At 73.4% G+C, this 24,489-nt stretch carries 19 protein-coding genes, 2 tRNA genes and 1 other RNA gene; 10 read left to right on the top strand and 12 right to left on the bottom strand.

Features of this window, described 5'->3' with window-relative positions; genetic code table 11:
* Window positions 1-52: 52 nt before the first annotated feature.
* The 5 genes from G9272_RS21780 to G9272_RS21800 all read left to right on the top strand — a co-directional run bounded on the left by G9272_RS21780 (window position 53) and on the right by G9272_RS21800 (window position 3,838).
* Window positions 53-1,006: an ABC transporter ATP-binding protein gene (locus tag G9272_RS21780; protein ID WP_171398136.1), complete on the top strand. Its 954-nt coding sequence runs from the start codon at window positions 53-55 to the stop codon at window positions 1,004-1,006.
* The gene (locus G9272_RS21785) at window positions 1,003-1,818 is read left to right on the top strand and encodes an ABC transporter permease (protein ID WP_171398137.1); all 816 of its coding nucleotides are present in this window, start codon (window positions 1,003-1,005) and stop codon (window positions 1,816-1,818) included. The genes G9272_RS21780 and G9272_RS21785 overlap by 4 nt, the downstream gene beginning before the upstream one ends.
* A 65-nt stretch (window positions 1,819-1,883) precedes the next feature.
* Window positions 1,884-3,137: a sensor histidine kinase gene (locus tag G9272_RS21790; protein WP_171398138.1), complete on the top strand. Its 1,254-nt coding sequence runs from the start codon at window positions 1,884-1,886 to the stop codon at window positions 3,135-3,137.
* On the top strand, window positions 3,134-3,742 hold the full coding sequence (locus tag G9272_RS21795; RefSeq protein WP_171398139.1) for a response regulator transcription factor: 609 nt from the start codon (window positions 3,134-3,136) through the stop codon (window positions 3,740-3,742). The genes G9272_RS21790 and G9272_RS21795 overlap by 4 nt, the downstream gene beginning before the upstream one ends.
* A 23-nt stretch (window positions 3,743-3,765) precedes the next feature.
* A tRNA-Gly gene (locus tag G9272_RS21800) sits at window positions 3,766-3,838 on the top strand.
* A gap of 40 nt (window positions 3,839-3,878) precedes the next feature.
* Here G9272_RS21800 and G9272_RS21805 read toward each other — a convergent pair.
* From G9272_RS21805 to ffs, 6 genes are all read right to left on the bottom strand, one after another.
* Window positions 3,879-4,778, bottom strand: coding sequence for a phosphoribosylaminoimidazolesuccinocarboxamide synthase (locus G9272_RS21805; RefSeq protein ID WP_171398140.1), 900 nt, complete (start codon window positions 4,776-4,778; stop codon window positions 3,879-3,881).
* Between the two features lie 95 nt (window positions 4,779-4,873).
* A complete protein-coding gene (locus G9272_RS21810; protein ID WP_171398141.1) occupies window positions 4,874-6,385 on the bottom strand; it encodes a N,N-dimethylformamidase beta subunit family domain-containing protein in 1,512 nt (503 codons plus the stop codon).
* A 267-nt stretch (window positions 6,386-6,652) separates the two neighbouring features.
* On the bottom strand, window positions 6,653-9,343 hold the full coding sequence (locus G9272_RS45390) for a hypothetical protein (RefSeq protein WP_253268227.1): 2,691 nt from the start codon (window positions 9,341-9,343) through the stop codon (window positions 6,653-6,655).
* A gap of 336 nt (window positions 9,344-9,679) precedes the next feature.
* Window positions 9,680-10,942: a phosphoribosylamine--glycine ligase gene (gene purD / locus G9272_RS21825; protein WP_171398142.1), complete on the bottom strand. Its 1,263-nt coding sequence runs from the start codon at window positions 10,940-10,942 to the stop codon at window positions 9,680-9,682.
* Between the two features lie 136 nt (window positions 10,943-11,078).
* A complete protein-coding gene (locus tag G9272_RS21830) occupies window positions 11,079-13,460 on the bottom strand; it encodes a DNA polymerase III subunit gamma and tau (RefSeq protein WP_171398143.1) in 2,382 nt (793 codons plus the stop codon).
* Window positions 13,461-13,530: 70 nt separating this feature from the next.
* Window positions 13,531-13,629, bottom strand: an RNA gene (ffs, locus tag G9272_RS21835) — signal recognition particle sRNA small type.
* Between the two features lie 71 nt (window positions 13,630-13,700).
* Between ffs and G9272_RS21840 the strand changes: the two genes are divergently transcribed.
* The 3 genes from G9272_RS21840 to G9272_RS21850 all read left to right on the top strand — a co-directional run bounded on the left by G9272_RS21840 (window position 13,701) and on the right by G9272_RS21850 (window position 14,720).
* Window positions 13,701-13,788, top strand: a tRNA-Ser gene (locus G9272_RS21840).
* 132 nt (window positions 13,789-13,920) lie between these two features.
* Window positions 13,921-14,226, top strand: a complete 306-nt coding sequence (locus tag G9272_RS21845; RefSeq protein WP_171398144.1) for a hypothetical protein — start codon at window positions 13,921-13,923, stop codon at window positions 14,224-14,226.
* 272 nt (window positions 14,227-14,498) lie between these two features.
* The gene (locus tag G9272_RS21850; RefSeq protein WP_171398145.1) at window positions 14,499-14,720 is read left to right on the top strand and encodes a hypothetical protein; all 222 of its coding nucleotides are present in this window, start codon (window positions 14,499-14,501) and stop codon (window positions 14,718-14,720) included.
* 362 nt (window positions 14,721-15,082) lie between these two features.
* Here the strand turns inward: G9272_RS21850 and G9272_RS21855 are convergent, their stop codons facing one another.
* A complete protein-coding gene (locus tag G9272_RS21855) occupies window positions 15,083-16,378 on the bottom strand; it encodes a wax ester/triacylglycerol synthase domain-containing protein (RefSeq protein ID WP_171398146.1) in 1,296 nt (431 codons plus the stop codon).
* A 317-nt stretch (window positions 16,379-16,695) separates the two neighbouring features.
* On the opposite strand from G9272_RS21855, the gene G9272_RS21860 reads away from it, so the two are divergent.
* Window positions 16,696-17,865, top strand: coding sequence for a macrolide family glycosyltransferase (locus G9272_RS21860; RefSeq protein WP_253267892.1), 1,170 nt, complete (start codon window positions 16,696-16,698; stop codon window positions 17,863-17,865).
* A gap of 87 nt (window positions 17,866-17,952) precedes the next feature.
* Complete coding sequence (locus G9272_RS21865) at window positions 17,953-18,444, top strand: acyl-CoA thioesterase (RefSeq protein WP_171398147.1); 492 nt, start codon at window positions 17,953-17,955, stop codon at window positions 18,442-18,444.
* A gap of 44 nt (window positions 18,445-18,488) precedes the next feature.
* On the opposite strand, the gene G9272_RS21870 is transcribed toward G9272_RS21865, so the two are convergent.
* From G9272_RS21870 to G9272_RS21890, 5 genes are all read right to left on the bottom strand, one after another.
* Window positions 18,489-20,351: a copper resistance CopC/CopD family protein gene (locus G9272_RS21870; RefSeq protein ID WP_171402108.1), complete on the bottom strand. Its 1,863-nt coding sequence runs from the start codon at window positions 20,349-20,351 to the stop codon at window positions 18,489-18,491.
* 164 nt (window positions 20,352-20,515) lie between these two features.
* Window positions 20,516-21,280, bottom strand: a complete 765-nt coding sequence (locus G9272_RS21875) for an SDR family NAD(P)-dependent oxidoreductase (RefSeq protein ID WP_171398148.1) — start codon at window positions 21,278-21,280, stop codon at window positions 20,516-20,518.
* Window positions 21,277-21,762 (bottom strand): cupin domain-containing protein, encoded by a 486-nt coding sequence (locus G9272_RS21880; RefSeq protein ID WP_171398149.1) that lies wholly within the window; start codon window positions 21,760-21,762, stop codon window positions 21,277-21,279. Before G9272_RS21880 ends, G9272_RS21875 begins: the two co-directional genes overlap by 4 nt.
* Window positions 21,759-22,379 (bottom strand): GNAT family N-acetyltransferase, encoded by a 621-nt coding sequence (locus G9272_RS21885; RefSeq protein ID WP_171398150.1) that lies wholly within the window; start codon window positions 22,377-22,379, stop codon window positions 21,759-21,761. Before G9272_RS21885 ends, G9272_RS21880 begins: the two co-directional genes overlap by 4 nt.
* Window positions 22,372-24,438, bottom strand: a complete 2,067-nt coding sequence (locus tag G9272_RS21890) for a penicillin acylase family protein (RefSeq protein ID WP_171398151.1) — start codon at window positions 24,436-24,438, stop codon at window positions 22,372-22,374. Before G9272_RS21890 ends, G9272_RS21885 begins: the two co-directional genes overlap by 8 nt.
* Window positions 24,439-24,489 lie beyond the last annotated feature (51 nt).

Genomic DNA, 24,489 nt, shown 5'->3' on the forward strand with positions numbered 1-24,489 from the left:
GTGGTGACACCTCGCACTGCTGCCGGCCTCCGCCCGCGGGGAGGCTTGAGGCATGGACACGAATGAACACGTGATTGAGGTCACCGACCTCCGGCGTGTGTACGGGGGCGGGTTCGAAGCGGTTCGTGGGATCTCCTTCCACGTCGACCGCGGTGAGATCTTCGCGCTGCTCGGCACCAACGGCGCCGGAAAGACATCGACGGTCGAGTTGCTGGAGGGGCTCGCGCGCCCCGACGGCGGGCGGATCAGAGTTCTGGGCCACGATCCGTACTCCGAGCGGGCCGCCGTCCGGCCGCGCACCGGCGTGATGCTCCAGGAGGGCGGCTTTCCCTCCGAGCTGACCGTCGCCGAGACCGCGCGCATGTGGGCCGGCTGTGTGGGCGGCGCCCGCCCGATCAAGGAGGCGCTGGCGCTGGTCGGGCTCGCCGGGCGGGCCGACGTCCGGGTCAAGCAGCTGTCCGGCGGTGAGCGGCGGCGCCTCGACCTGGCGCTCGCGGTCCTCGGCGAACCCGAGGTGCTGTTCCTGGACGAGCCGACGACCGGCCTGGACGCCGAGGGCCGCCGGGACACCTGGGACCTGGTGCGCGCCCTGCGCGACGCCGGTACGACGGTCCTGCTGACCACGCACTACCTGGAAGAGGCGGAGAACCTCGCCGACCGGCTGGCCATCCTGCACGAGGGCCGTATCGCGGCCGCCGGGACACCCGCCGAGGTGACCGGCGCCCAGCCGTCCCGGATCACCTTCGAGCTGCCCGACGGGTACTTCGTCGGCGACCTGCCTCCGCTGGGCGAACTGGGTGTGTGCGGTCACGAGGTCGACGGGCGTGTCATACGGCTGCGCACCCGGGAGCTCCAGCGGGCGGCGACCGGGCTCCTGGTGTGGGCCGAGCGGGCCCAGGTCGCTCTGCGGAGGCTGGATGTGCGGTCGGCCTCGTTGGAGGAGGCGTTCCTGGGGATCGCCCGGGAGGCGTCGAAGCGCGACGAGACCGAGGAGGTCGCGGCATGAGCGGGGCAACGGTGAAGGACTCGGCCACCCGTGCGGTCGGCCGCTCGGTCACGACTCCCGCGAGCCGGATGGCCGCCCTCGCACGCGCCGAGCTGACCCTGCTCGGGCGGAGCAAGAGCACGATCATCGCGGCCGTGTTCCTACCGCTGGTGCTGCCGGTGAGCCTGGCGTCGGTGGTCGAGGACATGGACGTGGAGGACGTCGGGCTCAGCGTCGGCCTGGTGCTGCTGCCCGCCGCGATCGGCTTCTCGCTGCTGTTCGGGGTGTATTCGGCGCTGGCGGCCATCTACACCGCCCGGCGCGAGGAACTGGTACTGAAGCGGCTGCGTACCGGTGAGCTGCGGGACCCGGAGATCCTCGGCGGGGCGGCGCTGCCCGTCGTCGTCACGGGGCTTGTGCAGTCCCTGGTACTGGTGGCCGGCACCACGCTCCTGCTCGACGTACCGGCCCCCGAGGCGCCGTATCTCGCCGTCCTGGGGCTGCTGTTGGGCCTGGCGATGTGCGCGGCGCTCGCGGCCGCCACGGCGACGGTGACCCGGACCGTGGAGAGCGCGCAGGTCACCACGATGCCCCTGGTGCTCGTGTCGATGACCGGCTCCGGCGTGACCGTCCCCCTGGAAATGCTGCCCGACCGGCTCGCCTCCGTCTGCGAACTGCTGCCCCTGTCCCCGGTGATCACCCTGATACGCGGCGGCTGGACCGGAAATCTGTCGGCGTACGAGGCCCTGGGCGCCCTGGCGACCGCACTGGCCTGGACCCTGCTGGCGGTGTTTGCTGTACGGCGGTGGTTCCGATGGGAGCCCCGGCGCTGACCCCGCCGGGACCGAGCCGGGGCGAGCCGGGATCGTGGTGGGCTGAACGGTAGGGGAGGGCAAGGATGTTGGGCCGCATTCGGGGGTGGCAGCGGCGCCACTGGCGAGACCGCAGCAAGGCCGAGCGGGTCGAGTTGCAGACCTTGGGCACCTGGTACTTCACCACCTGGTTCTTCCCCTTCGCCTGGCTCGCGCTGCCCCTGGTGGGCGGGCTCGAGCGGAGTCCCGGGTCGCTGCTCGTCGGCGGGCTGCTCCTGCTGGCGGCCGCCTTCCAGTGCGCCGAGGCGAACCGACTCACCCGACCCGTCCTCGACCACTACCTGCACCGCGCCGCACTCCCGCCCCGCGCCCTGTATCCCGCGGCCGGGCTGATGGCACTCGGACTGGCGCTGGCCCTGGTTCTCGCCGTGGTGGGCGGCGCCGACCCGGTGACGACCAGGCTCTGCATAGGAGCCTCGCTGCTGCCCTTCGGGATGCTGTACGGGCTCGTGGTGCCCATTCGGCGATTCCTGCGGCACTCCGCCCTGCTCGCCGTGGTCCTCATGGCCGCGTTCGGCTGGGCCGAACCGGATGCGGCGGGGATCTTCATGGTCGGGTTCCTGACCGCCTTCGCGACCTGCTTCTCGCTGTTCGCCTGCCGATGCAGCGCCTGGAACCTGGCGGTGCTGTGGGAGGCGGACCGGGCCGGGGAGGTCGAGGCCCGGCTCGCCGTCGCCGAGGAGCGGCTGCGGTTCGGACGGGATCTGCACGACGTGATGGGGCGGAACCTGGCGGTGATCGCCCTGAAGAGCGAGCTGGCCGTGCAGCTGGCCAGGCGCGGGCGGCCGGAGGCCGTGGAGCAGATGATCGAGGTGCAGCGGATAGCGCAGGATTCGCAGCGGGAGGTGCGCGCTGTCGTGCGGGGCTATCGGGAGGCGGACCTCGGGGTCGAACTCGCCGGCGCTCAAGGAGTGTTGAGGGCTGCCGGGATCGCCTGCGAGGTGAGCGGGGAGGCCGGCGGGCTGCCCTCGGAAGTGCAGTCGGCGCTCGGCTGGGTGGTGCGGGAGACCACCACCAATGTGCTGCGGCACGGAGACGCCGGGCGTTGCTCGGTGGCGTTGCGGATGCCGGAGGGACGCGTGGTGCTGACGGTGGAGAACGACGGCGCCGGATCCGCTGCCGCGGAAAGCGGCGACGGGTCGGGCCTGACCGGGCTGCGGGAGCGGTTGCGGGGCGTCGACGGGACGCTGGAGGCCGGGTTCGTCGCGGCGGACGTCTTCCGGGTCGTCGCCGAGGTTCCGTTGAGCGGAAAGGCTGCTGTGAGAGAGGTCGCTTCATGACCGTGCGGGTGCTGCTCGCCGACGACGAACATCTCATCCGGGGTGCGCTGGCCGCGCTGCTCTCCCTGGAGGACGACCTGGTGATCGTCGCCGAGGCGGCCACCGGACCGGAGGCGCTGGCGATGGCGATGGCGCACCGGCCCGACGTCGCCGTCCTGGATCTACAGATGCCGGGCACCGACGGTGTGAACGTCGCCACATCCCTGCGCGTCGAACTGCCCGACTGCCAGGCACTGATCGTCACCAGCCACGGCCGGCCCGGGCATCTCAAGCGGGCGCTCGCGGCGGGTGTGCGGGGGTTCGTCCCGAAGACGGTGAGCGCGCAGCGGCTCGCGGAGATCATCCGTACCGTGCACGCCGGGAACCGGTACGTCGACCCGGAGTTGGCCGCCGACGCGATCGCCGCCGGTGACTCGCCGCTGACCTCGCGTGAGGCGGAGGTTCTCGAACTCGCCGCCGACGGGGCGCCCGTCGCGGAGATCGCCGAGCGGGCCGCGCTGTCCCAGGGGACCGTACGGAACTATCTGTCGTCGGCCGTCTCCAAGCTCGGGGCGGAGAACCGGCACGCGGCGGTGCGGCTCGCCCGGGAGCGGGGTTGGGTATAGTTGGCCTCGCGCCACGGCGCACTGCGGACGTAGCTCAGTTGGTAGAGCGCAACCTTGCCAAGGTTGAGGTCGCGAGTTCGAGCCTCGTCGTCCGCTCCGTCGCAAAGGCCCCGGTCATCGACCGGGGCCTTTCGCGTCAGGCCCAGCTCGTACCCGTCAGGCGCTCGTAGGCCTCGATGTACTTCGCGCGGGTCGCGTCCACGATGTGCTGCGGCAGGGGCGGCGGGGGCTGCTCGCTCGCCCGGTCCCAGCCGGACTCGGCCGAGGTCAGCCAGTCGCGCACGAACTGCTTGTCGTACGAGGGCTGCGCGCGGCCGGGCTGCCACTGGTCGGCCGGCCAGAAGCGGGAGGAGTCCGGGGTGAGGACCTCGTCGGCGATGACCAGGTTCTCGCCCTCGAAGCCGAACTCGAACTTGGTGTCGGCGAGGATGATGCCCCGGTCGCGGGCGATGTCGCGAGCGCGGCCGTAGACGGCGAGGGTCGCCTGGCGGAGCTGGGCGGCGGTGTCGGCGCCGACCTGCCGGGCGACCTCCTCGTAGGAGACGTTCTCGTCGTGCTCGCCGACGGCGGCCTTGGTGGCCGGGGTGAAGATCGGCGCGGGGAGTTCGCTGCCGTCGACCAGGCCCTCGGGGAGGGCGAGGCCGCAGACCGTGCGGGACTCCTTGTACTCGGCGAGGCCCGAGCCGGTGAGATAGCCGCGGGCCACGCACTCGACGGGGACCATCCGGAGCGACTTGCAGACCAGGGTGCGGCCGGCCCAGTCGGCGGGGGCGCCGGCGGGCAGTTCCGTGCTCAGGACGTGGTTCGGGACCAGGTCGCGGAGTTGGTCGAACCACCACAGGGAGAGCTGGGTGAGGACCCGGCCCTTGTCGGGGATCTCGGTCGGCAGCACCCAGTCGAAGGCGGAGGTGCGGTCACTGGCGACCATCACGAGGTCGCCCGCCTCGTTCTGGTACAGCTCGCGCACCTTGCCGGTGTGCAGATGCACCAGACCCGGCACCTGAAGGGGCTCGGGCTTTTCTACGAATCCGGACACGGTTCCTCCCCGTGGTTCTGTCCTAGTGGGTTGATTGTCCCGTACATCGGGATCGATCAAGGACAGCGGGTGGCGCGAGCGGGCGTACGCGGGTGTCAGTCGCGTTTGCAGATGCGGTCCAGGAGGTTGGCCGTGGCGCGTTGGACGCGGGGATCCACATGGCCGGGCCGGTCCAGGGCCGGGGACCAGGCGAAGGTGCCGGAGGCGAAGACCAGGGCACCGGAGGGAGCCCGGTAGAGGGAGGTCTCCTGGTGGCGGAGGACGCCCTCACTGTCGGCGTACGGGGAGTGGGCGAGGAGTATGCGGTCCTCGTGGGGCGGCAGGGGGGTGCGCGGGAAGTAGCGGTCGGCCTCGCCCGCGACCAGGTCCTCGATGCCGTCGCCGTCGCACGCGCCGGTCGCCTCCCACAGCCAGTGGTCGGCGTTGCGGACGATCAGCGGATGCGGCTCGGGCACCCGGCCCGCGTACTGGATGCCGACCAACTGCTGTTCGGCGCGGTCGATCTCCCGCCAGAGGACGGGTTTGCCGGGCCCCTTGCGCTTGCGGCACGTCAGCAGGCGGCTGGGGACACCGGACGGGGAGGGACCCAACTCCACCTGCCAGTAGAGGGAGTTGGCGGACAGGAAGACCAGTGAGGTGCCGCTTTCGCGGGCGAGCTCCACGGTGCGGCGCATGCTCGTCGACCAGTACTCGTCGTGACCGGGGAAGACCAGGCCGCGGTAGCGGGTGGGGTCGATGTGACCGGCGTGCAGGTCGCGGGCGTCGGCGTAGGCGAGGTCGTAGCCGTAGCGCTCGGCCCAGCGGATGAAGTCGTAGGCGTGGCCGACATGGAGAGGCAGGCCCGCGCCGGCGTACGGGCGGTCGAAGGAGACCGTGGTCGCGGCGTCGGCCTCGCCGAGGAGACGGCCGTCGTCGTCCCACGCGTGGTAGAGGCTGGCGCCGCTGCGACCGTCCTCGGGGTAGAGGTTGTAGGCCTGCCAGGTGACGTCCGGGAGCAGCAGGAGCAGATCGGCGGGGTGGTGGTCGCGGACCGTGAAGGGGACGTGGGAGCGGTAGCCGTCGACGGTGGTGAGGACGGCTACGTACGCGCCGACGTTCCAGTACGACGGGACCTGTAAGCGCCAGGAGAGCCACCAGTGGTGGCAGGAGACCGTACGGTCGGCGGTCAGCGGCGGGGGCTGGACTATGCCGGAGAGGCGCGGGCTGGTGGTGATCTTGGCGGCGCCGTCGCCGTCGTAGTGGCCGATGCGGTAGACGTCGACGCTGAATTCCTGGGGCGGGTCGACCGTGATGTGGAAGTCGACGGCGTCACCGGGGGCGACCGCGCCGGTGGAGACGAAGCCTTTGATCTGGCGGCGCACGTCGTCGGCCGAGCGGGGGCCGCCGGCCGAGGGCGCGGTGCGAGGGGCCGGGACGCGGGGGCCGCCCCGGGCGGGGGCGGGGGCCGCGTCCACGTACCAGGGGACGACCTGGCCGGTGTCGTCGAAGTACGTCTCGCTGCCGCGCAGCCAGGGGACTGGGCCCTGTCCGAAGGGGTCCGTCACGGCGTGGGCCAGTGCTCCCGACTCCCATCGGCGGATGTGTTCCGGTCCTGGTCCGGGTCCCATGGTGCTCCCCTCCCTTGTGCCCCCGTGATGGTTCGTGCGTACGCCGTACGTGACCGCCCTGCGCGTTTGTCCTATGTCGCAAGCCCTTGCCATGGGCTCGATCGGTCCCAGCACATCACATAACGCGCGCAGGCAGTCACTATTCGTTGCGAATTGGCCGAAAGTGGAATATAGAGCTCCGTTAGGGCTTGGTCGGTGGGGTGCCGGGGGTTGCCGGGGTGCCGACTGGGGACGGACGGCGCGGGCGGCGTCGGTGCTTCGGCGCGCTCAGCCGAGCCGTACCGGCTTCTCCGGGCGTATGCCGAGCTCCACCAGCCAGGTGCGCAGGGGGACCGCGTCGCCGTCCTCGACGAGGCTGAGCACCCGGGGGGCCAGGTCGGCCACGCGCTCACCGTCGACCAGGAGGGTCGGGCCGTCTAGCCAGTCGAGACCCGGAATGGCGCCGACGGTGTCCATCGCGGCGCAACAGACCATCGCCGTGACGTGATCGGCCAGGAGCTCGCGGTCGGTGCGCGGGGGCTGGAGGGGGAACAGGGGGAGCGCGTCCTCGTCCCAGAGGGCCATGTCGGGGCCCTGCCCGGGCGCCGGGGGACCGGCCGGAGCGGGGGGCGCGGCCGCCGCGGCTGCGGCTTCCTCGCGCCCCAGCTCGGCACCGAGCCCGGCGGCGAGGGCCGCGCTGCGGGGATTCGGAGGCAAGGGGTCCTCGTCATCGGCGAGGAAGGCGGGCTCGGGGGCGGGGAGGGGGGTCGGGGCGGGGCCGGCGCCCGGAGCGAGGCCGGGGCTCGGTTCCTGATCGGGGCTCGGCCCCAGGTCGGGGCGCCATGCGCGGTCGGAGCTCGGACCCTGCTCGGGGCTCGAAGCGAGGTCGGGACTCGAACCCACGCCGGGACTCGAAGCGAGGTCAGGGCTCGGCCCCCGGTCAGGTCTCGTCGCAGCGTCGGGGTTCCGATCCAGGTCAGGGTTCGGGTCCTGGTCGGGGCTCGGGACGATGTCCGGGTCGGCTGAGGTGGGGACGGGGACGGGGACGGCTGCGGGATACCCGGCGGGGGCCGGCGTGGCCGGCGTGGCCGGCGTGGCCGGCGTGGCCGGAAGACCGGTAGGGCCGTTGGGGTCGGTGAGGCCGTTGGGGTCGGTGAGGCCCGAAGAGCCGGTGGGGTCGGTGAGGCCGTCAGAGCCGGCGGGGGCTGGGGAGGGTGCCGGGCTGGATACAGGGTCCTCGGGCCCGCTCGGCTCAGCCGCCGGGGCGGGTGTGGCCGCCGGGACGGGTGTGGCCGCCGGGACGGGTGTGGCCGCCAGGTCAAGAGTGGCCGCCAGGTCAGGTGTAGCCGCCGGGTCAGGTGTGGCTACCGGGGCGGAGGTGGCCGCCGGAGAAGGTGTAGCCGCCGGGACGGAGGTGGCCGCCGAGTCGGAGGTTGCCGCCGAGTCGGAGGTTGCCGCCAGGTCAGGAGTGGCCGCCAGGTCAGGTGTAGCCGCCGAGTCGGAGGTGGCCGCCGGAGAAGGTGTGGCCGCCGAGTCGGAGGTGGCCGCCGGAAAAGGTGTGGCCGCCGGGGCGGAGGTTGCCGCCAGGTCAGGGGTGGCCGTCGGGGCGGAGGTGGCCGTCGAGGGGGTTCGGTGGTTCGGGGTTGTCGGGTGGGGGCCCTCCACGTCGGCGGGCCTGTCCGTCAGGTGGTCCAGGACTCGGGCCAGAGTGGGGCCGCTGTGGTGGGGGCCGCCGGAGTGGGCGGTGCCGGTCGGGTCGCAGGTGCGGCGGACGCCGAGGGCGTCGAGGACTCGGTGGAGCCGGGCCGCGTCGGTACGCCACTTGCGGTCGACGACCTCGTCCGGGTAGTCCTCCCAGGCCACCGGCGACCAGCCCGGGCCCGGGTCCGCGGGGCCGCCGTGGAAGAGCCGGGCGGCGAGCAGCGAGGCGGCCTCGTCGATCGTGCCGGGCTCTTCGAGCAGGTCGCAGGCGGGGCGCTCGCCGAGCCGGGAGGCGAACCCCTCGGCCAGCCGGTCGCGCCGGGACAGCTCGGTGAGGGCGGCGACGACGCCCGCGTCCAGCCGGGAGGGCCAGCGGCCCATCCGCCAGGCCGGCAGCGCCACACGCGTCAGAAGACGGTCCCAGCCCGCGTAGGCCAGGCCCACCTGCTCCTGGGCGACGATGCGCAGCCCGTAATCCACAGCCTGTGCACGCTCGGAGGCCGCGGCGGCGACGCCCCGCTCCATCTCGCCGGCGTGGATCTGACAGCCGCGCAGCATCAGACGCGCTACCCAGCCGATGCCCGAGCAGGCGGGGCGCAACGCGGGATACCGGTCGCCGCGGTAGGCGCAGACGGCCACCGCGGCGTCCAGCCCGCGCACGAAGCGCCGGGCCGCGGCTATGTCGGGGTGCGCCGAAGGGCCCGTACCGGCGACGACCGGGGCCAGCACGGCGCGCAGTTCGCCGACGCGCATCCACCACAGGAACGGGGAGCCGATGACGAGGACGGGTGACGCCGCCGTTCGGCGGTGGAGGGGGCCGTGAGAGCCGCCCGTGCCGGCTATCTCGTCACCGCCGCGGGACGGGGACGGGCCGTGGGCCGGGTGGGTGCGGTCCTCCAGCCAGCTGTCGCAGTCCGGCGTGAGCGCTATCGCGGAGGGCGCGGGGACGTCGAGGCGGTCGGCGAGGTCGCGGACGAGCCGGTACAGATCGGGGGCCGCCTCCTCGGCGATGGCGACCGTGGGGCTGACCGCGGGGCGCGCGCGGGCGACGACCAGGCCGATGACCCCGGCGGCCAGCAGTACGACGAGCGCGGCGGCGGACACGGCCCAGCGGGCGACGTCCCACCCCGGGCCCACGAAGTGCCCGGTGGAACCGCCCGCCAGCAGGATCACCGCGGCGGCCGCGGGCAGCAGCGCGACGGCGAGCGCCCGGCTGCGGATGCGCAGCACCGCCAGTGCCCGGGCCCGCGCGGCCTGCGCGCCCATCTCCACTCCCATACCGGTCACGACCGGACCTCACCCCCTCCCTACGGTCCTGTTTCCCCCGGCTGTCTTCGCAGTGGTCACTCCCCCACTGTGGCACCGACCACCGACACCGCAATGCTGGTGGGCCAAGTGCCGGAACGAGGACCGGAACGCTTGCGCCGCACCCTAGTTGGCACTCCGGCCCACGTCAGCCGGATAGCTCAGCGCTCACACGATGGAATGGCTTTGGGGAAAGGTGGATGACGGTGGGCAACGATCAGGCCCCGGGTTCCACGGGTCCTCCGTGCGGAGTTCCGTGGTGGCCCGGGGCCTGAGAGATCCCTGCTGATGCCTGCGGCAGGCTGGTGCCTACGCGTCCGCCGCCGCCTTCGCGGCGATGTCCGTACGGTGCTGCGAACCGTCGAGCCCGATGCGCTCGACCGCCTTGTAGGCGCGCTCGCGGGCCTCGGTGAGGTCCGTGCCGGTCGCGGTGACGGACAGCACGCGCCCGCCGGCGCTGACGACCGTGTCGCGGTCGTCACCGTCGTACTTCGTCCCGGCGTGCAGGACGTACGCGTGCGGGGCGTCCTCGGCGGCCACCTCGGCGAGGCCCGAGATCGGGTCGCCGGTGCGCGGGGTACCGGGGTAGTTGTGCGAGGCGATGACGACGGTGACGGCCGCGTCGTCGCTCCAGCGCAGGGCCGGCAGGTCGGCGAGGTCGCCGGTGGCGGCCGCCTTCAGGACGCCGGCCAGCGGGGTCTTCAGCCGGGCCAGGACGACCTGCGTCTCGGGGTCGCCGAAGCGGGCGTTGAACTCGATGACCCGGACACCGCGGCCGGTGATCGCGAGGCCCGCGTAGAGCAGTCCGGAGAAGGGGGTGCCGCGGTGGCGCATCTCGTCGACGGTCGGCTGGAGAACGGTCTCCAGGACCTCCTCCACCAGCTTCGGGTCGGCCCAGGGCAGCGGTGAGTAGGCACCCATGCCGCCCGTGTTGGGGCCCTCGTCGCCGTCGAGCGCGCGCTTGAAGTCCTGGGCGGGCTGGAGCGGGACGACGCTCACGCCGTCGGTGATCGCGAAGAGGGAGACCTCCGGGCCGTCGAGGAACTCCTCGATGACGACGCGCTCGCATCCGGCCGCGTGCGCCGCGGCGGCCTCCAGGTCGTCGGTGACGACGACGCCCTTGCCGGCGGCCAGACCGTCGTCCTTGACGACGTACGGCGCGCCGAAGGCGTCGAGGGCCTCGGCGACCTCTTCGGGGGTGGTGCAGACGTACGAGCGGGCGGTGGGTACGCCGGCCGCGGCCATCACGTCCTTGGCGAACGCCTTGGAGCCCTCGAGCTGCGCGGCCTCCTTGGAGGGGCCGAACACCGGGATGCCCGCGTCGCGCACGGCGTCGGCGACACCGGCGACCAGCGGCGCCTCCGGGCCTACGATGACCAGCTCGGCGCCGAGCTCGACGGCCAGCGCGGACACGGCCCCGCCGTCCAGGGCGTCGACCTGGTGCAGCTCGGCCACCTCGGCGATGCCGGCGTTGCCGGGGGCGCAGTGCAGCGCGGTGACGGCGGGGTCGAGGGACAGTGAGCGGCACAGGGCGTGTTCGCGGGCGCCGCTGCCGATGACGAGGACGTTCACGGGGGTCAGCCTAACGGGCGGGGGCGGGGGTGTTTTGTGCGGGCTTCCGAAAGCCGGGAGGTGAGGACGTTGTGCGTTCCTCCAAGCGGCAGGGCGCGGGGGAGGGTCGCTGCCGAGGGAACGTCCGTGTCTCCCCCTACTCGTTGGTGAACTCCTCCACCACCGTCGCCCCGAGCTCGCGCACGATCAGTTCGTAGCCGGAGAGGGCCGACTCGTTGAGGTCGGGGTCGTCGTCCTCGGGGGTGTCGTCCTCGGGGGCCACCGGTTCCGGGGCGGGCGGACGGGACGGTGCCGGGGCGGGGGCCGCGTGGGCATGGGCCGACGCCGATGTCGACGGCGACGCGTACGGGGCAGGGGCGGCGGGAGCAGCCGGTGCCTGGGTCGCGGCCGTGCCCGACGGGGCCGTCGAACCGCCGCCACCGCCGTAGCCACCGGGGCTGTTGTGGCCCCCGGGGCTGCCGTAGCCGCCGGGCGCACCGCCACCGCCACCGCCGCCACCGAAGCCACCGGTCGGCGGGGGCCCCGAGCCGCCGGACGGGTCGACGACCGCGTCGATCTTCCACTGGACGCTGAACTGCTCGGCCAGCGCCTGCCGCAGCACGTCCTCGCTGCCGCTGCTCGTGAAGTTGTCGCGGGCGCCGGCGCTGGCGAAGCCGAGTTGGAGGGTCGTGCCGTCGAAGCCCGCCACGTGGGCGTTCTGGCTGAGCAGGATCCAGGTGAAGCGACGGCGGTTCTTGACCGCCTCCAGGATGTTCGGCCAGAGCATGCGGGGGTCGATGCCGCCGGAGGGGGGCGCGTACGCGCCCGGCGCGGGCGCGGGGGTGGCTGCCGGAGCCAAGGCCGGGGCCGGGGGACCGGCCGCGGCGGCGGGAGTGGAAGCGGGGGCCGGCGTCGCCGGGGGCCGGCCGCCGCCCGCGGGCGCGGCCGTGGGCCAGCCGCCGGGGCGGCGCCCGCTGCCCGCCGCGGTGGCGGTGGGCCAGGCACCGGGAGCGGGCTGGGCAGGAGCCTGGGGGCTCGCGGCCGGCACCTCCTCCACCGGCGGGGCGGAGGCCGCGACGGGGGCGGGAGCGGGTGCGGAGGTGGGGGCCGGGGCGGTCGCGGGCGGGGCGGCCGGAGGCTGGGCAGGCGCAGACGCAGGCGCGGCCGACCGGTCCGGCGCCTGACCCGGACCGGGACCCTGCCCCGGCCCCGGGCCCCGTACCGCGGCGCGGGCGGCCGCTGCCCCGCCACCGGGCGGGATCGGCGCGCCCCCGGTCATGGGGGCACCGCCGTGCACCTCAGGCCCGGGCACGTAACCCGTCGTCGGCATCGCGGGCGCTCCGTGCGCCGCCCCCTGCGCACCGCCGCCCGGCGAGAAGTTCACGCCACGCTCGATGCGGTCGAGGCGGGCCATGACGGAGCGTTCGTCGCCGTAGGCGGCGGGCAGCATCACGCGCGCGCAGATCAGCTCGAGCTGGAGACGGGGTGAGGTGGCGCCCCGCATCTCGGTGAGCCCTTCGTTGACGAGGTCGGCGGCACGGCTCAGCTCCGCGGCGCCGAAGACGCCTGCCTGGGCCTGCATGCGCTCGATCACGTCGGCGGGGGCGTCGATGAGCCCCTTGTCGGCCGCGTCCGGGACGGCGGCGAGGATGACGAGGTCCCGGAGCCGCTCCAGCAGGTCGGCGACGAAGCGGCGGGGGTCGTTGCCCCCCTCGATGATCCGGTCGACCACCTCGAAGGCAGCGGCGCCGTCACCGGTGGCGAAGGCCTCGACGACGGAGTCGAGCAGCGAGCTGTCCGTGTAACCGAGCAGGGAGGTGGCCATGGCGTACGTCACACCCGCGTCGCTCGCGCCGGCGAGCAGCTGGTCCATGACGGACATGGAGTCACGCACGGAACCCGCGCCGGAGCGCACGACGAGCGGCAGCACGCCCTCCTCGACGGGGATGGCCTCCTGCCCGCAGACCTCGCCGAGGTAGTCCCGCAGCGTCCCGGGCGGCACGAGCCGGAACGGGTAGTGGTGGGTCCGCGACCGGATGGTCCCGATGACCTTCTCCGGCTCGGTGGTCGCGAAGATGAACTTCAGATGCTCCGGCGGTTCCTCGACGACCTTGAGGAGCGCGTTGAAACCGGCCGGCGTGACCATGTGGGCCTCGTCGATGATGTAGATCTTGTAGCGGCTGCGGGCGGGCCCGAAGAAAGCCTTCTCCCGCAGGTCACGGGCGTCGTCCACACCACCGTGCGAAGCTGCGTCGATCTCGATGACGTCGATGGACCCCGGGCCGTTCCTGGCGAGGTCCTTGCACGACTCGCACTCCCCGCACGGGGTCGGTGTGGGCCCCTGCTCGCAGTTCAGGCACCTGGCCAGGATCCGCGCGCTGGTGGTCTTCCCGCACCCACGCGGCCCGCTGAACAGGTACGCGTGATTGACCCGGTTGTTCCGCAGCGCCTGCTGCAACGGGCCGGTGACATGCTCCTGCCCGATGACCTCGGCGAACGACTCCGGGCGATAGCGGCGGTACAGCGCGAGAGACGACACGCATACGAGGTTATAGGCGACCGCTGACATCGGGTCCCACGCGCGGACCCGGCCCCCGGCGCCCACCGCAAACGCAAGCGCCCCCCACGCACCCGCCAGAGCCGACCTACCCTTGCTGCCTTCCGGCCCTGGGGGAGTTCAGTCAGATAGCGCCGCGTGAGGGGCTGCGCACAGGCTACAGGATCTGAGCGGGGGGAACGAGTTCGCGAGCACTCCTCAACGTCTTGTATTGTTTGCCGCGGAGGATTCGCCTAGTGGCCTAGGGCGCACGCTTGGAAAGCGTGTTGGGGGCAACCCCTCACGAGTTCGAATCTCGTATCCTCCGCCAGTGCCTCACCGGGCACGAAGTCGAAGGGCCCCACCGTTCGCGGTGGGGCCCTTCGACGTTGCCCGCCTCGGTTTCCGTCTCGTTCCGCCGATCCGGGGACATCCGGTGCGGCCGCCTGCGATGCTGCGCGTCATGCTCATGATCGCCACCACGGCCGCAGCCTCGTCCGACCCGACCGGGGTCCTGGTCCTCCTCGCCGTCCTGGGGGCCGCAGCCGTGTACATCGGAGCGAGGTGGGCCTTCGATCTGCGCGGTGCCGTGGACGCGACGCTGGCGCGCCGACGGGCCGCGTTGGAGCTGAAGGGACAGCGGACGGGAAATCTGGGCCTCGCCGACACCGAAAGCCTCAGCCCCGGGTTCTACAGGCTCATCGGCGGCGTCATGGCCGTGGGAGGACTCGCCCTGCTGACACTGAGCCTGATCCTCGCGATCAACTGAGGCAGATCCTCGCGACCGGGCGCGGAGAGCCGGAGCACCGTGCATCCGATGTCACCACGCACCCGATGTCCAGGGCGTGAAGTGGGTTCCGAAGGTAACGGTCTGTGGTGGGGTTCAGCGGGCGCTTCAGTGGGCTCGCCGACGAAGCCCCAGGTCAGAGGCGCGTGACTGCCCGTGTTCCGGCCGAGGTGATGATCGCCGTCCGGGTCTGTGACGAACGGCGGAGAAAGACGGCCGCTACGAGTGGCCCATGCAGGCCCATACTGGAGGCAATGACAAAGCCAACGGCACCGAAGCGCTACTTGCCCACCAGTCCCTTCAAGGCCCCGGCCGCGCCCTCCCCCAAGCACTTCGAGGTGGGCGACCAGGTCACGCACGACATGTACGGCCTCGGCCGCGTGATCGGCATCGAAGACGGAATCGCGGCACTCGTGGATTTCGGTTCGGCGCAGATGCGGATCTTGAGTCCCTACACCAAGATGAGCAAGCTGTAGGACCGCTGTGCCCGGTCACGGCACGCCAGGTCCGTCCACGGCCCTGTAACGAATGGGAGACCTCTCATCGACCCGACCTCGCTGTTCTCCGCTCCGGAAGGGGCGACTCGCTATGCCACCGCGGCATCGCCGCCTCCGACGACCAACCCCTTCCAGGCCCCGGACTTCGGGGAGGACGAGATCTTCCTGATCGAGGATGCGCAGGCATCCCTCTCGGGCATGGGTGCGGCTCGACGCCAGGCGAGCTAGCTCCGGCCGGTGACAGTGGCCTCGCAGTCGGCCACGCGCCGTCCCGGTTCCGCGCATGCCGAAGGGCCCCACCGTTCGCTGTGGGGCCCTTCGACATGCGCGGAACCGGCGGGTCAGCGAGCCCTCTCGGCGAGCAGCGTCAGCTCGTCGAGGAACGCCTCCGCCAGCAGGCCGGCGTCCTCGCGGCCCGAGTTGGTGGCGACGCTCAGCGTGTGGCCCTTGGTGCAGCCGCCCAGGGCGAAGGTGGCCGTGTCGGCCGGGGGCACCATGGGGACGATGGTGAGGTGGCGCAGCGGTCGCCCGGCCAGGGTCTGGCCCCGCTCGCGCAGATGGACGTAGGAGCAGGCTGCCGGCGCGTACGCGGGCGCGAAGATCTTTCCGCCGGCCAGCGCCAGGGTCGCCCCGGGGACCGCCGCGAGCGTGCCCTCGACCAGCTTCTCGGCGGTGCGCCGGGGCCGGGTGACGGTGGTCAGCAGGCCGGTGCACGCGCTCAGGCGGGCCGCCGGGTCGGAGAGCGTCACCGGCGCCGGCACCCGGACGTTGGCGAACGCGTTGCCGAGGAACTCACCGCAGTCGTCGGGCCGTTCGTCGACCGGGACCGACAGCCACACCTGCCGCGCATCCGGATCCCGGTCACCGCCGCCGGAATCCGAAGCCGCCAGGCAGGCGCGCAGGACTCCGGAGACCGTCGCCAGGAACACCTCGTTGGTGGTCGCCGGACGCGCGGAGCCCGCCGCTCCCACGCAGACGGCCGCGCGCGCGGCCCGCAGGACGTCGGCGCGCAGCCGTACGACGGTGTACGCGGGCTCCCGCGGGCCCCGGTGCGGCAGCGGCACCGCACGGCCCGTGGTGAGCAGGCCCGGCGGGCCGCCCCCCGTCGGGCCGGGGCGGACCGTCCGTCGCCGGGGGCCGGGCACCGCCAGGGACGCGGCGCCGTCCAGCGGCCGGCCGTCGTCGAAGAGGGCGCGCAGCAGGGTCGTCAGGGAACGGCCGTCGAGCAGGCTGTGGTGCATCCGGAACAGCAGGGAGAACTCCCCTTCCGTCGCCCCGCGCAGCAGGTGGAGGCTCCATGGCGGCCGGTCGGTCGGGAACGGCGTGTGGAACCACTGCCGGACCGCGTCCCGGAGGGTGAGGTCGGCGCTGTCGATCTGCCGGGCCAGGTCGTGGCCGTCCCGCCGCGCCCAGCGGTGCCGGCCGGTCCACCAGGCCAGGCCCGTCCGGGCGCCGCCGGGAGCGACCAGGGTCTGGGTGAGCCTGGGCAGCGCCTTCCAGCGTTCCTCCACCAACGCCCGCAGCTCGTCCAACGACGGTGGGGCGCCCGCGAGGTCCAGGGCGATCCCGGCGTTGGGCGGGCCGAACGGCCAGCGGGCCATCCCCTCTTCCATCAAGGGCAGATGCGATCCGGGCATGAGACTGCTCCTGTCGTGGGCCGTCCGTGTCGTGGGCCGGTCCTGTCGTGGGCCGGCTGCTGGGGGACGACGTCCTGTACCCCCAACGGCCGATCGGACCGGCGGTCACGTCCGCCGCGTCACCGGCCGCCTCGCCAGGTACCTCTCAGGTGTTCCGCAGGTGTCAACGCGCGGCCGTGGAGGCTCCCTGATGGGGTGACACTGCCGCAGGTTTGCGGTCACGAACGGTGTCGGTGCGCCTTTAATCGGGACTCCGCGTCCGCCGTCCGGGCGCCCCGTTCCCGAGTCCCCCGCCCCGGCTCCGTGCCGGACAGGAGTTGTGTGTCGTGCCTGGTACTCATCCGAATCCCGCGCACATCGCCGTGTTCAACGTTCCGATGCACGGGCACGTGAATCCGACCCTGGGGGTCGTCGAGGAGCTCGTCCGGCGGGGGCACCGGGTCAGTTACGCCGTCACCGAGGACTTCGTGCACCAGGTGAAGGCGGCCGGTGCCGAGCCCGTGCTCTACCCGGACGCGGGGGACGGCTCGGACGCGCCGGAGGACATGGGCGAGGGGTTCGCGCGGGTCGTCGAGGTGGCGCTGGCGTCCCTGCCGGCCCTGACCCGGGCGTTCGGCAGGGACCGTCCGGACCTGGTGCTGTGCGACATCTACGCCTTCTCGGGCCTGCTGCTCGGGGCACGGTGGCAGCTGCCGACCGTCGTGGCGTCGCCCACCCATCTCGCCTACGACGGCATCGTCCCCGAGTTCTTCGGCGTGCCCGGCCTCCCGCAGCTGCCGGGCTTCGCGCGGCTGGTGGCCGCCTTCGCCGACCAGGGGATCGAAGCCGCGCGGATCCAGGACCTCGTACGGCCGGAACACGCCGTCGCGTTCTTCCCCCGGGCCTTCCAACGCAGAGCGGACACCGTCGCGGCACAGCGCGTCGCGTATGTCGGACCGGCGCTCGGGGACCGCTCCTACCAGGGTTCCTGGCAGCCGCCGCGGCCCGACGTGCCCGTGCTGCTGGTCTCGCTGGGCTCCCAGTTCACCCGGCGGCCGGAGTTCTACCGGTCCTGCGTCCAGGCGTTCGCCGAGCTGCCCTGGCATGTGGTCATGTCCGTCGGCGCCGTCCCGCCGGACGGGCTGGGGCCGCTGCCCGCCAATGTCGAGGTCCATCCCCACGTGCCCCAGCTGGCCGTGCTCGCGCATGCGGACGCCTTCGTCACCCACGCCGGAATGGGCGGCACGATGGAGGCCCTGCACTACGGCGTCCCGCTGGTGGCGGTCCCGCAGATGGCCGAGCAGCGGGTCAACGCCGACCGGATCGAACGCCTCCGGCTGGGCGTCCACCTGCCGCGCGAGAGCGTCACCCCCGAGGCGCTGCGCGAGGCCGTCCTGCGGGTCTCGTCCGACCGGGACATCCGCGCGGGCGTGTCCGCCATGCGCCGGGAGATCGCGGCGGCCGGCGGGGCGGGAGCCGCGGCCGACCTGATCGAGCGGGCCCTGTAGCCCCGCAGTCCCCGTAGCCCCGGCACCGGTACCGCGTACCGGCCAGGAGGCCGGGACCCCTGTTCCGATGTTCCGAGGAGTGACACCTTGACCCTGACCCACGCCCTGGCGTCCGACATCCGCCGCACCAGCACCGGGCGCACGCCCCTCGAGGTGCCGGACTGTCGACCGCACCTCTATCTCCGCCAGGTACGCATGAGCGACCTGGACTCCATGAACCATGTGAACAACGTCCGGCTGCTGGAGATGATCCAGGACGCCCATATGGACATGTTCTATCTGCGCCCCGGACTGCCCGGGCAGGAGATCCGCCCGAGGTTCGTCTACGCACGCCACGAACTCGACTACACGGAACCCCTCGTCCTCCAGCCGGAGCCGGTCACCATCACCACGACCATCGGTGACCTGCGCCGCTCGACCTTCCGCGTCACCAGCCGCGTCACCCGCGACGCCCAGGTGTTCTGCACCTGTGTGAGCACGGCCGTCGCCTACGATCCGGACGCCCGGTGCTCCCGCCGGCTCGAGGAGGAGGAACGTGCCCTCGCGGCCCGTCACGCCACTCCCGACCCGGTGCGCTGACCGGCCGCCCGGCTGAGGGCGGCCCCTGTCTCAGTGCCCCTGGCTCAGCGCACGATCTCCACCGGCTTCGACTCACTCACCTGGTCGGTCTCCGACACCCGTACCGTCACCTTCATCTCCCAGGTGCCGGACAGCGGCAGGTTGACCGTGTCGGCGGCCCAGTAGCCGCCCCGGTCGGTGACCTTGGCGTCGAGGGGGCCGATGTCCTGGTCGGGCAGGCTGAAGGAGATGCGCAGCTCGGGGATGCTGACGAAGCCGCCGTCGGGGCCGTAGACCACGGCCTGGAGGCCGTTGTCGCCGACCCGGCCCGGATCGAGGGTGACCTGCACCTTGCCGCTGACGCCGCGGACACCGGGGGCGCCGGAGCCGATGGTGAAGGGGATGTTGGTCACGGAGGCCACGGGCAGCCCGGCGGACTGTTCCGCCGTCGCCGCCTCGGCCGCCGCCCGGCCCGGCAGGGTGCCCGTCAGGACGGTCGTGAAGACGAGGACGACGACGGAGACCACGACCTCGGCCAGCACGGAGCGGCGCAGCGCCCGGCGTTGGGCGTCCTCGGCCGGGGTGAGGGCCGTACCGGCCGGCGGCCGGGGCTTCTCGGGCAGCGACGGGCCGCTCACCGGGGCGTCGACCGTGCCGTCCACCCGATCTCCCGCCAGGCCGTCCACCGCGCCTTCGGCCCGGCCGCCCACCGGCTCCGGTACCCGCGCCTCCCGCACCTCGGCAGCCTCCACCGTCACGTTCCTCGCCGTCCTTTCGCTTGTCACCGTCCGCCGCGAGCGGGCCCCCGCCAGCAGCAGCAGCGTCACCGCGGCCAGCTTGGCCAGCAGGACCCGCCCGTACGTCGTGTCCGTCAGCGCGGACACGGAGCCGAGGCCACGCCAGGACTGGTAGACGCCCGTCACCACCAGGACGGTCACCGAGAGGCCCGCCAGCTGCGAGAAGCGGCCGACCACGCGCGACGGGACGGACGCGCGGTAGAACAGGGTGAGCAGGGCAGCGAGGCCGCCCAGCCACACCGCCATCGCCAGCAGGTGCAGCACCGTGGACGTCATCGCCGCGGGCACCTGGATACCTGCCGACGCGTGTTCGGCGCCCGCCCAGGTCAGGGCCAGGCCCACGGCCAGCGCGGCGCCGGTCAGCAGCGCAGCGCGGGACGGCGGCTTCCCCTCCCGGAGGGCCTTCCGCTGCCAGAGCAGAAGCGCCGCGGCCGCCGCGAGCAGCACGAGGCGCGCCACCAGGGCCAGGCCCGGCCGGGTGCCCAGCGTGCGGGTCAGACCCGACGGGTCCAGGGCCTGCACGGGGCCGGTACCGGTCTCGTAGGGGGCGCGGAGCAGCAGCAGGAACACCGTCGATCCGGCGAGCGCCCACCAGCCGGCCAGCAGCAGCCTGCGCAGCGGCCGGACGTCCGGCGGGCGGCAGACGGCGATGAAGGCGGCCGTGCCGATGAGGAGCGCCGCGGCGAGGTACGCGAGGTAGCGGCCGATGTTGAAGAGGCCTCCGGTGGCCGGGTTCTCCACGGAGGTGCTGGGCAGGGCCGGCGGGGTCGCGGACGGCGTACCCACCGAGAAGGTGAAGGCGCCGGCGATCGGGTGGCTGTCCGCCGACACCACGCGCCAGGCCACCGTGAACGTGCCGGTGCCGAGCTTGCCGGGGAGCTTGATCCGCGCCGTGTCGGCGCGGCCGTCCGCGTGGCCCGCCTCGCCCGTGTCGACCCGCCGGTTGTCGGGGTCGAAGACGCGGAAGGAGTCGTCGAGCAGGCCTACGGACTCGGTGAAGGTGAGGGTGATGGCGTCGGGGGCCGTCTTGACGACGCTTCCGTCGGCGGGATCGGCGCTGCGGAGGGCGGCGTGCGCCGAGGCCGGGCCGCCGCCGAGGAGGAGCAGGACCAGCACGGTGCCCAGCAGCACCAGCCCTTGAAGTCCCCTTCGGCCGACGCCGCGTCCCCCGCCGCCGTAGCGCCCACCACCGTGTCGTCCGCCATCTCGCCCTTCGCTCACGTCACCGCTCCGCCTTGCCTGAGACTCGAGACCCGTGTGCTCGGAGATACGTACGCATGCACAAGGCATCCGGTTCACCACGTCGGGCGCGCCGACACCCCGCCGTCCACCACCAGGTCGTGTCCGGTGATCCAGGACGCGAGCGGCGAGGCCAGGAAGACGCAGGCGTCGCCGACGTCCTCCGGGCGGCCCAGCCGGCCGACCGCGACCGCCTCCCGCCACCGCCGCACCCCCTCGGGCCACGCCTCGGCCAGCCCCTCCCGGTCGATCAGCCCGGGTGAGACCGTGTTCACACGGATGCCGTACGCCCCGTACTCCTGGGCCGCCGCCCGCGCGTGCATCACGACGGCGGCCTTGGAGGCGGCGTAGTGGGCGTGCCCCGGGGCCGGCCTCGCCGCTTCGACGGAGGCGATGTGCGTGATGCTGCCCCCTCGCTCCCGCATCACCTCCGCCCCCGCCTGCGTGCAGGCGAACACGCTGGTCAGGTTGGTGTCCACGACCTCCCGCCAGTCGGCCGCCGGCATCCCGGGCAGGTCCTGCACCGGCTGTACGCCCGCGTTGTTCACCAACGCGTCGAGCCGTCCGCCGCCCCACTCGGCGGCCTGGGCCACCACCTTGTGGCACTCGTCCTCGACGGTCAGATCGGCGCCGGCCAGGACGACGGCCCGCGCCCCGGTCCCGTCGGCGATCTCCTCGGCGAGCGCGTGGGCCGCCTCGGTCCCCGTACGACAGTGCAGCGCCACCGCCGCGCCCTCCTGGGCGAACCGCAGTGCGATGCCGCGCCCGATACCGCCGCCCGCACCCGTGATCAGGGCCACCCGGCCCGCCAGCAACGTCATGGACGGCACAGTTCCGTGATGAGGGCGGCCCGGTCCGGGTGACGCGCCGTGAGGTCGGCCGCGTCACCGTGTTCGTAGTCCCCGTAGGTGAAGCCGGGGGCCATCGTGCAGCCGAAGAAGGTCCAGGCGCCCCCGGCGGCCACCCGCGCGCCCATCCAGGTGCGCGCGGGCACGGTGAGCTGCGGCTGCTGCCCGCCGAGGAGGTCCGGGCCGAGCACCGCCGTACGGGAGGTGCCGTCGGGGGCGAGGAGCAGCAGCGTGAGCGGGTCGCCGAGGTAGAAGTGCCAGACCTCGTCGGTGGGCAGGCGGTGCAGGGCCGAGAAGTCGTCGGCGGTGAGCAGCGCGACGATCGCGGAGCCGGCGGGGCGGCCGTCCGGCCCCTCCGGCCCCGCCCAGGTACGGCGGAACAGGCCTCCCTCGCGGGGGATCGGCTCCAGGTCGTAGTGCGCGACGAGGTCTTCGGGGGTGAGCGGTGAGGTCACCCGGGGAACGCTACCTCCCGGCGCAGAAACGCCAGCTGCGCCTTCTTCTCCGGCAGGTACACGTCCGGCAGGTCGATCTCCGGCAGCGTGACGACCGGCCCCTCCTCGAAGCCCTGCCGGAGGAAGCGGGCGACCGCCTTCTCGTTGCGCACATCGGGGTCCACCACGACGCGCGGCCGGTCCAGGCCGACCAGCACGAACGAGGCGAACGCGCCCATCAGCGCCGCCGACCAGCCCGGCCGGGCCCCTCGCCCGTCGGCCGGCGCGAGGAGCAGGTGGATGCCGATGTCCCCGGGCTCGACCGGGTAGCACTCGCCGACCCGGTCCTCGGTCGGCTCGTAGGTCTGGAGGAGGGCGACCGGTTCGCCGTCCAGCTCGGTCAGGAAGGCGTGATGGGTGTCGAGGTCGGCCATGTGGGCGTAGATCTCGGCGACCTGGTCCCGCGTCAGACCGTTCATGCCCCAGAACGCGGCCCGCTCCTCGCTCACCCAGCCGTGGACGACGTCCGCGTCGCCCTCGGCGTCGAGCGGGCGGATGCCGACGGTCCCGAACCCGTCGGCCACCTGCTCGTGCACGTAGACATCCCGGACGTTCCGGCTGTCCTGGCGGTCACTCATCGTCGCTCTCCTTCTTCAGCTGCGCCCAGTCGGTGACGACCGGGGCCAGTTCGCCCTTGAGCCACAGGGGGAGCTGGTCGTGGTGGTGGGGGTGGTCGGGGAGGCCGGACGCGCCGTACGGGACGACCCACAGGCTGTCCTCACGGCGGGCCAGGTCCCACACGTAACGGGCGGCCGGGCCCCGCGCGGCGAGGTCGGTCCAGCCGGGCACGGCCGAGGTGCACAGCACGCAGTCGTGGTCGCCGGCGAGGGCCGGGGCCTGCCGCCCGGGGTCGGGCAGCGCCTGCCAGGGGGTCAGGCGGTGGGTGTCGCCCCAGCGGGCGGCCGGCCGGCCGGCGACCTCCTCGACGGCCTCCCGTACGAGTGCCGCCCGGTCGATGCCGTACAGCTCCTCGGCGCGCAGGAGGTGTTCGAGGGCGAAGCCGATGCGCGGGAGGAGGGCCAGCCAGGGGAGGAAGACCTCCGGGTAGGCGGGCGGGGTCGTGAGGGCCGCGAAGGCCGGGTGGACGGCGAGACGGCGGACCAGGGCGCTGCGCAGGGCCGCGAACCGTGCCGCGTCCTGGCTGTCGGCGTCCATCCGGCGGTCCCAGCGCAGCAGGCGGTCGCGGAGCTCGGCGGCCGGGCCGGTGAGGTCGTCGAGGGCGGACAGCCGGTCCAGCAGGGGCGCGGCGGAGGCGAGATAGGTGTCCGTGTGGATGGCCGGCATGTCGGACGCGGACCACTGCCGTCGCTCCCCGAGCAGCGCCCGGATGCGGTCGGCGCGGTGCGGCGGGGCGAACTCGACGCCCAGCTCCGCGGCGGGGCCCCGCTGGTTGGCCATCACCGCGACGCCGTCGGCCAGTCCCGCGCGGGGCATCTCGTGCCAGCCGGTCCACTCGTGGCCGGGTTCCCAGGCGGGCACCAGCCGGGTGCCGTTCGTCTCGGCGCGCAGTGGCACCCGGCCCGCGACCCGGTGCAGCAGGCCGCCCTCGGTGTCGGCGGCCTGGACGACGTTGACGGGCTCGACCCAGAGGTCGAAGGCGCGGTCCACGTCGGCGACCCGACGGGCCCGGAGCAGCGGGAGGAGCGCCTGGACGCCCAGGTCGGCGGTGACGCGGGGCGGGTGGCGCAGGGTCAGCGCGAGCGGGGTGCCGTCGTCGAGGCCTTCCGGGCCACCCGCGATCACCGGGCCCCGCTCGGTCTCCAGCACCTCGACCTCGACGGTCTCCTCGCCCGCCACCCGTACGAGTTCGGTGTGCCGGGCGACCCGCCGCCAGATGCCGTCCGGGCCGAGCGCCTCGACGCCCGCGCCGGTGCGGCGCAGCCGTTCGCGGTAGAGGTCCTGGTAGTCGGCCATGGCGTTGGTGATGGCCCAGGCGACGGTGCCGGTGTGGCCGAAGTGGGCGATGCCGGGGACACCGGGGACGGCGAGCCCGACGACGTCGAACTCGTCGCAGGCCAGGCGGATCTGCTGGTAGACGCCGGGGTCCTCGATGAAGCGGTGCGGGTCGCCGGCGATCACCGCCTGCCCGGTGACCGTCCGCGCCCCTTCCACCAGCCAGCCGTTGCTGCCGGAGGTGCCGGGCCCGTCGGTGGCGAACAGGCCGACCGCCTCGGGGCCGAGATGCCGGGCGGCCTCCTCGCGCCACAGCTTGGCGGGGAACCCGGCGAACAGGATGTGCGTGGCCAGCCAGACGGCGAGCGGGGTCCAGGGTTCCCAGCGGCCGGGCGCGAGGCCGACCCGGGGGAACTCGGGCGCGTCGCAGGCGGCCAGTCCCTCGTTGACGCCGTCGACGTACGCCCGGACCCAGTCGGCCGTCTCCGGGTCCCGTCTCGTGAGCTCGTCGAAGCAGCGTCTCGCCGTGTCGTCGAGGCGGGCGCGGCGCACGAACCGGTCCCAGGGGAGGGCCTCGGAGCCGAGGAAGGACGCCGAGGTGCCGCGCGCCCTGTGCCGTTCGACCTCCAGTTGCCAGGCGCGGTCGCGGGCGGTGACCGATCCCTGGAGGCGGGCGAGGGCGTGGGCGCTGTCGGCGCGCAGATGCGGGACGCCCCAGGCGTCACGGTAGATCTCGGTGGTCACCTTCTGGCCCCATTTCGCTTTAGGTTAGGCTTGCCTAAGTAGTTGTCCCGA

The sequence above is a fragment of the Streptomyces asoensis genome (assembly GCF_013085465.1).
Taxonomy (GTDB): Bacteria; Actinomycetota; Actinomycetes; order Streptomycetales; family Streptomycetaceae; genus Streptomyces; species Streptomyces cacaoi_A.

Bases quoted from the DNA above. Each gene is read 5' to 3' on its own strand.
- G9272_RS21780 (WP_171398136.1), top strand. From the start codon at position 53: ATGGACACGAATGAACACGTGATTGAGGTCACCGACCTCCGGCGTGTG.
- G9272_RS21785 (WP_171398137.1), top strand. From the start codon at position 1,003: ATGAGCGGGGCAACGGTGAAGGACTCGGCCACCCGTGCGGTCGGCCGC.
- G9272_RS21790 (WP_171398138.1), top strand. From the start codon at position 1,884: ATGTTGGGCCGCATTCGGGGGTGGCAGCGGCGCCACTGGCGAGACCGC.
- G9272_RS21795 (WP_171398139.1), top strand. From the start codon at position 3,134: ATGACCGTGCGGGTGCTGCTCGCCGACGACGAACATCTCATCCGGGGT.
- G9272_RS21810 (WP_171398141.1), bottom strand. From the start codon at position 6,385: ATGGGACCCGGACCAGGACCGGAACACATCCGCCGATGGGAGTCGGGA.
- G9272_RS45390 (WP_253268227.1), bottom strand. From the start codon at position 9,343: ATGGGAGTGGAGATGGGCGCGCAGGCCGCGCGGGCCCGGGCACTGGCG.
- G9272_RS21845 (WP_171398144.1), top strand. From the start codon at position 13,921: ATGCTCATGATCGCCACCACGGCCGCAGCCTCGTCCGACCCGACCGGG.
- G9272_RS21850 (WP_171398145.1), top strand. From the start codon at position 14,499: ATGACAAAGCCAACGGCACCGAAGCGCTACTTGCCCACCAGTCCCTTC.
- G9272_RS21855 (WP_171398146.1), bottom strand. From the start codon at position 16,378: ATGCCCGGATCGCATCTGCCCTTGATGGAAGAGGGGATGGCCCGCTGG.
- G9272_RS21875 (WP_171398148.1), bottom strand. From the start codon at position 21,280: ATGACGTTGCTGGCGGGCCGGGTGGCCCTGATCACGGGTGCGGGCGGC.
- G9272_RS21885 (WP_171398150.1), bottom strand. From the start codon at position 22,379: ATGAGTGACCGCCAGGACAGCCGGAACGTCCGGGATGTCTACGTGCAC.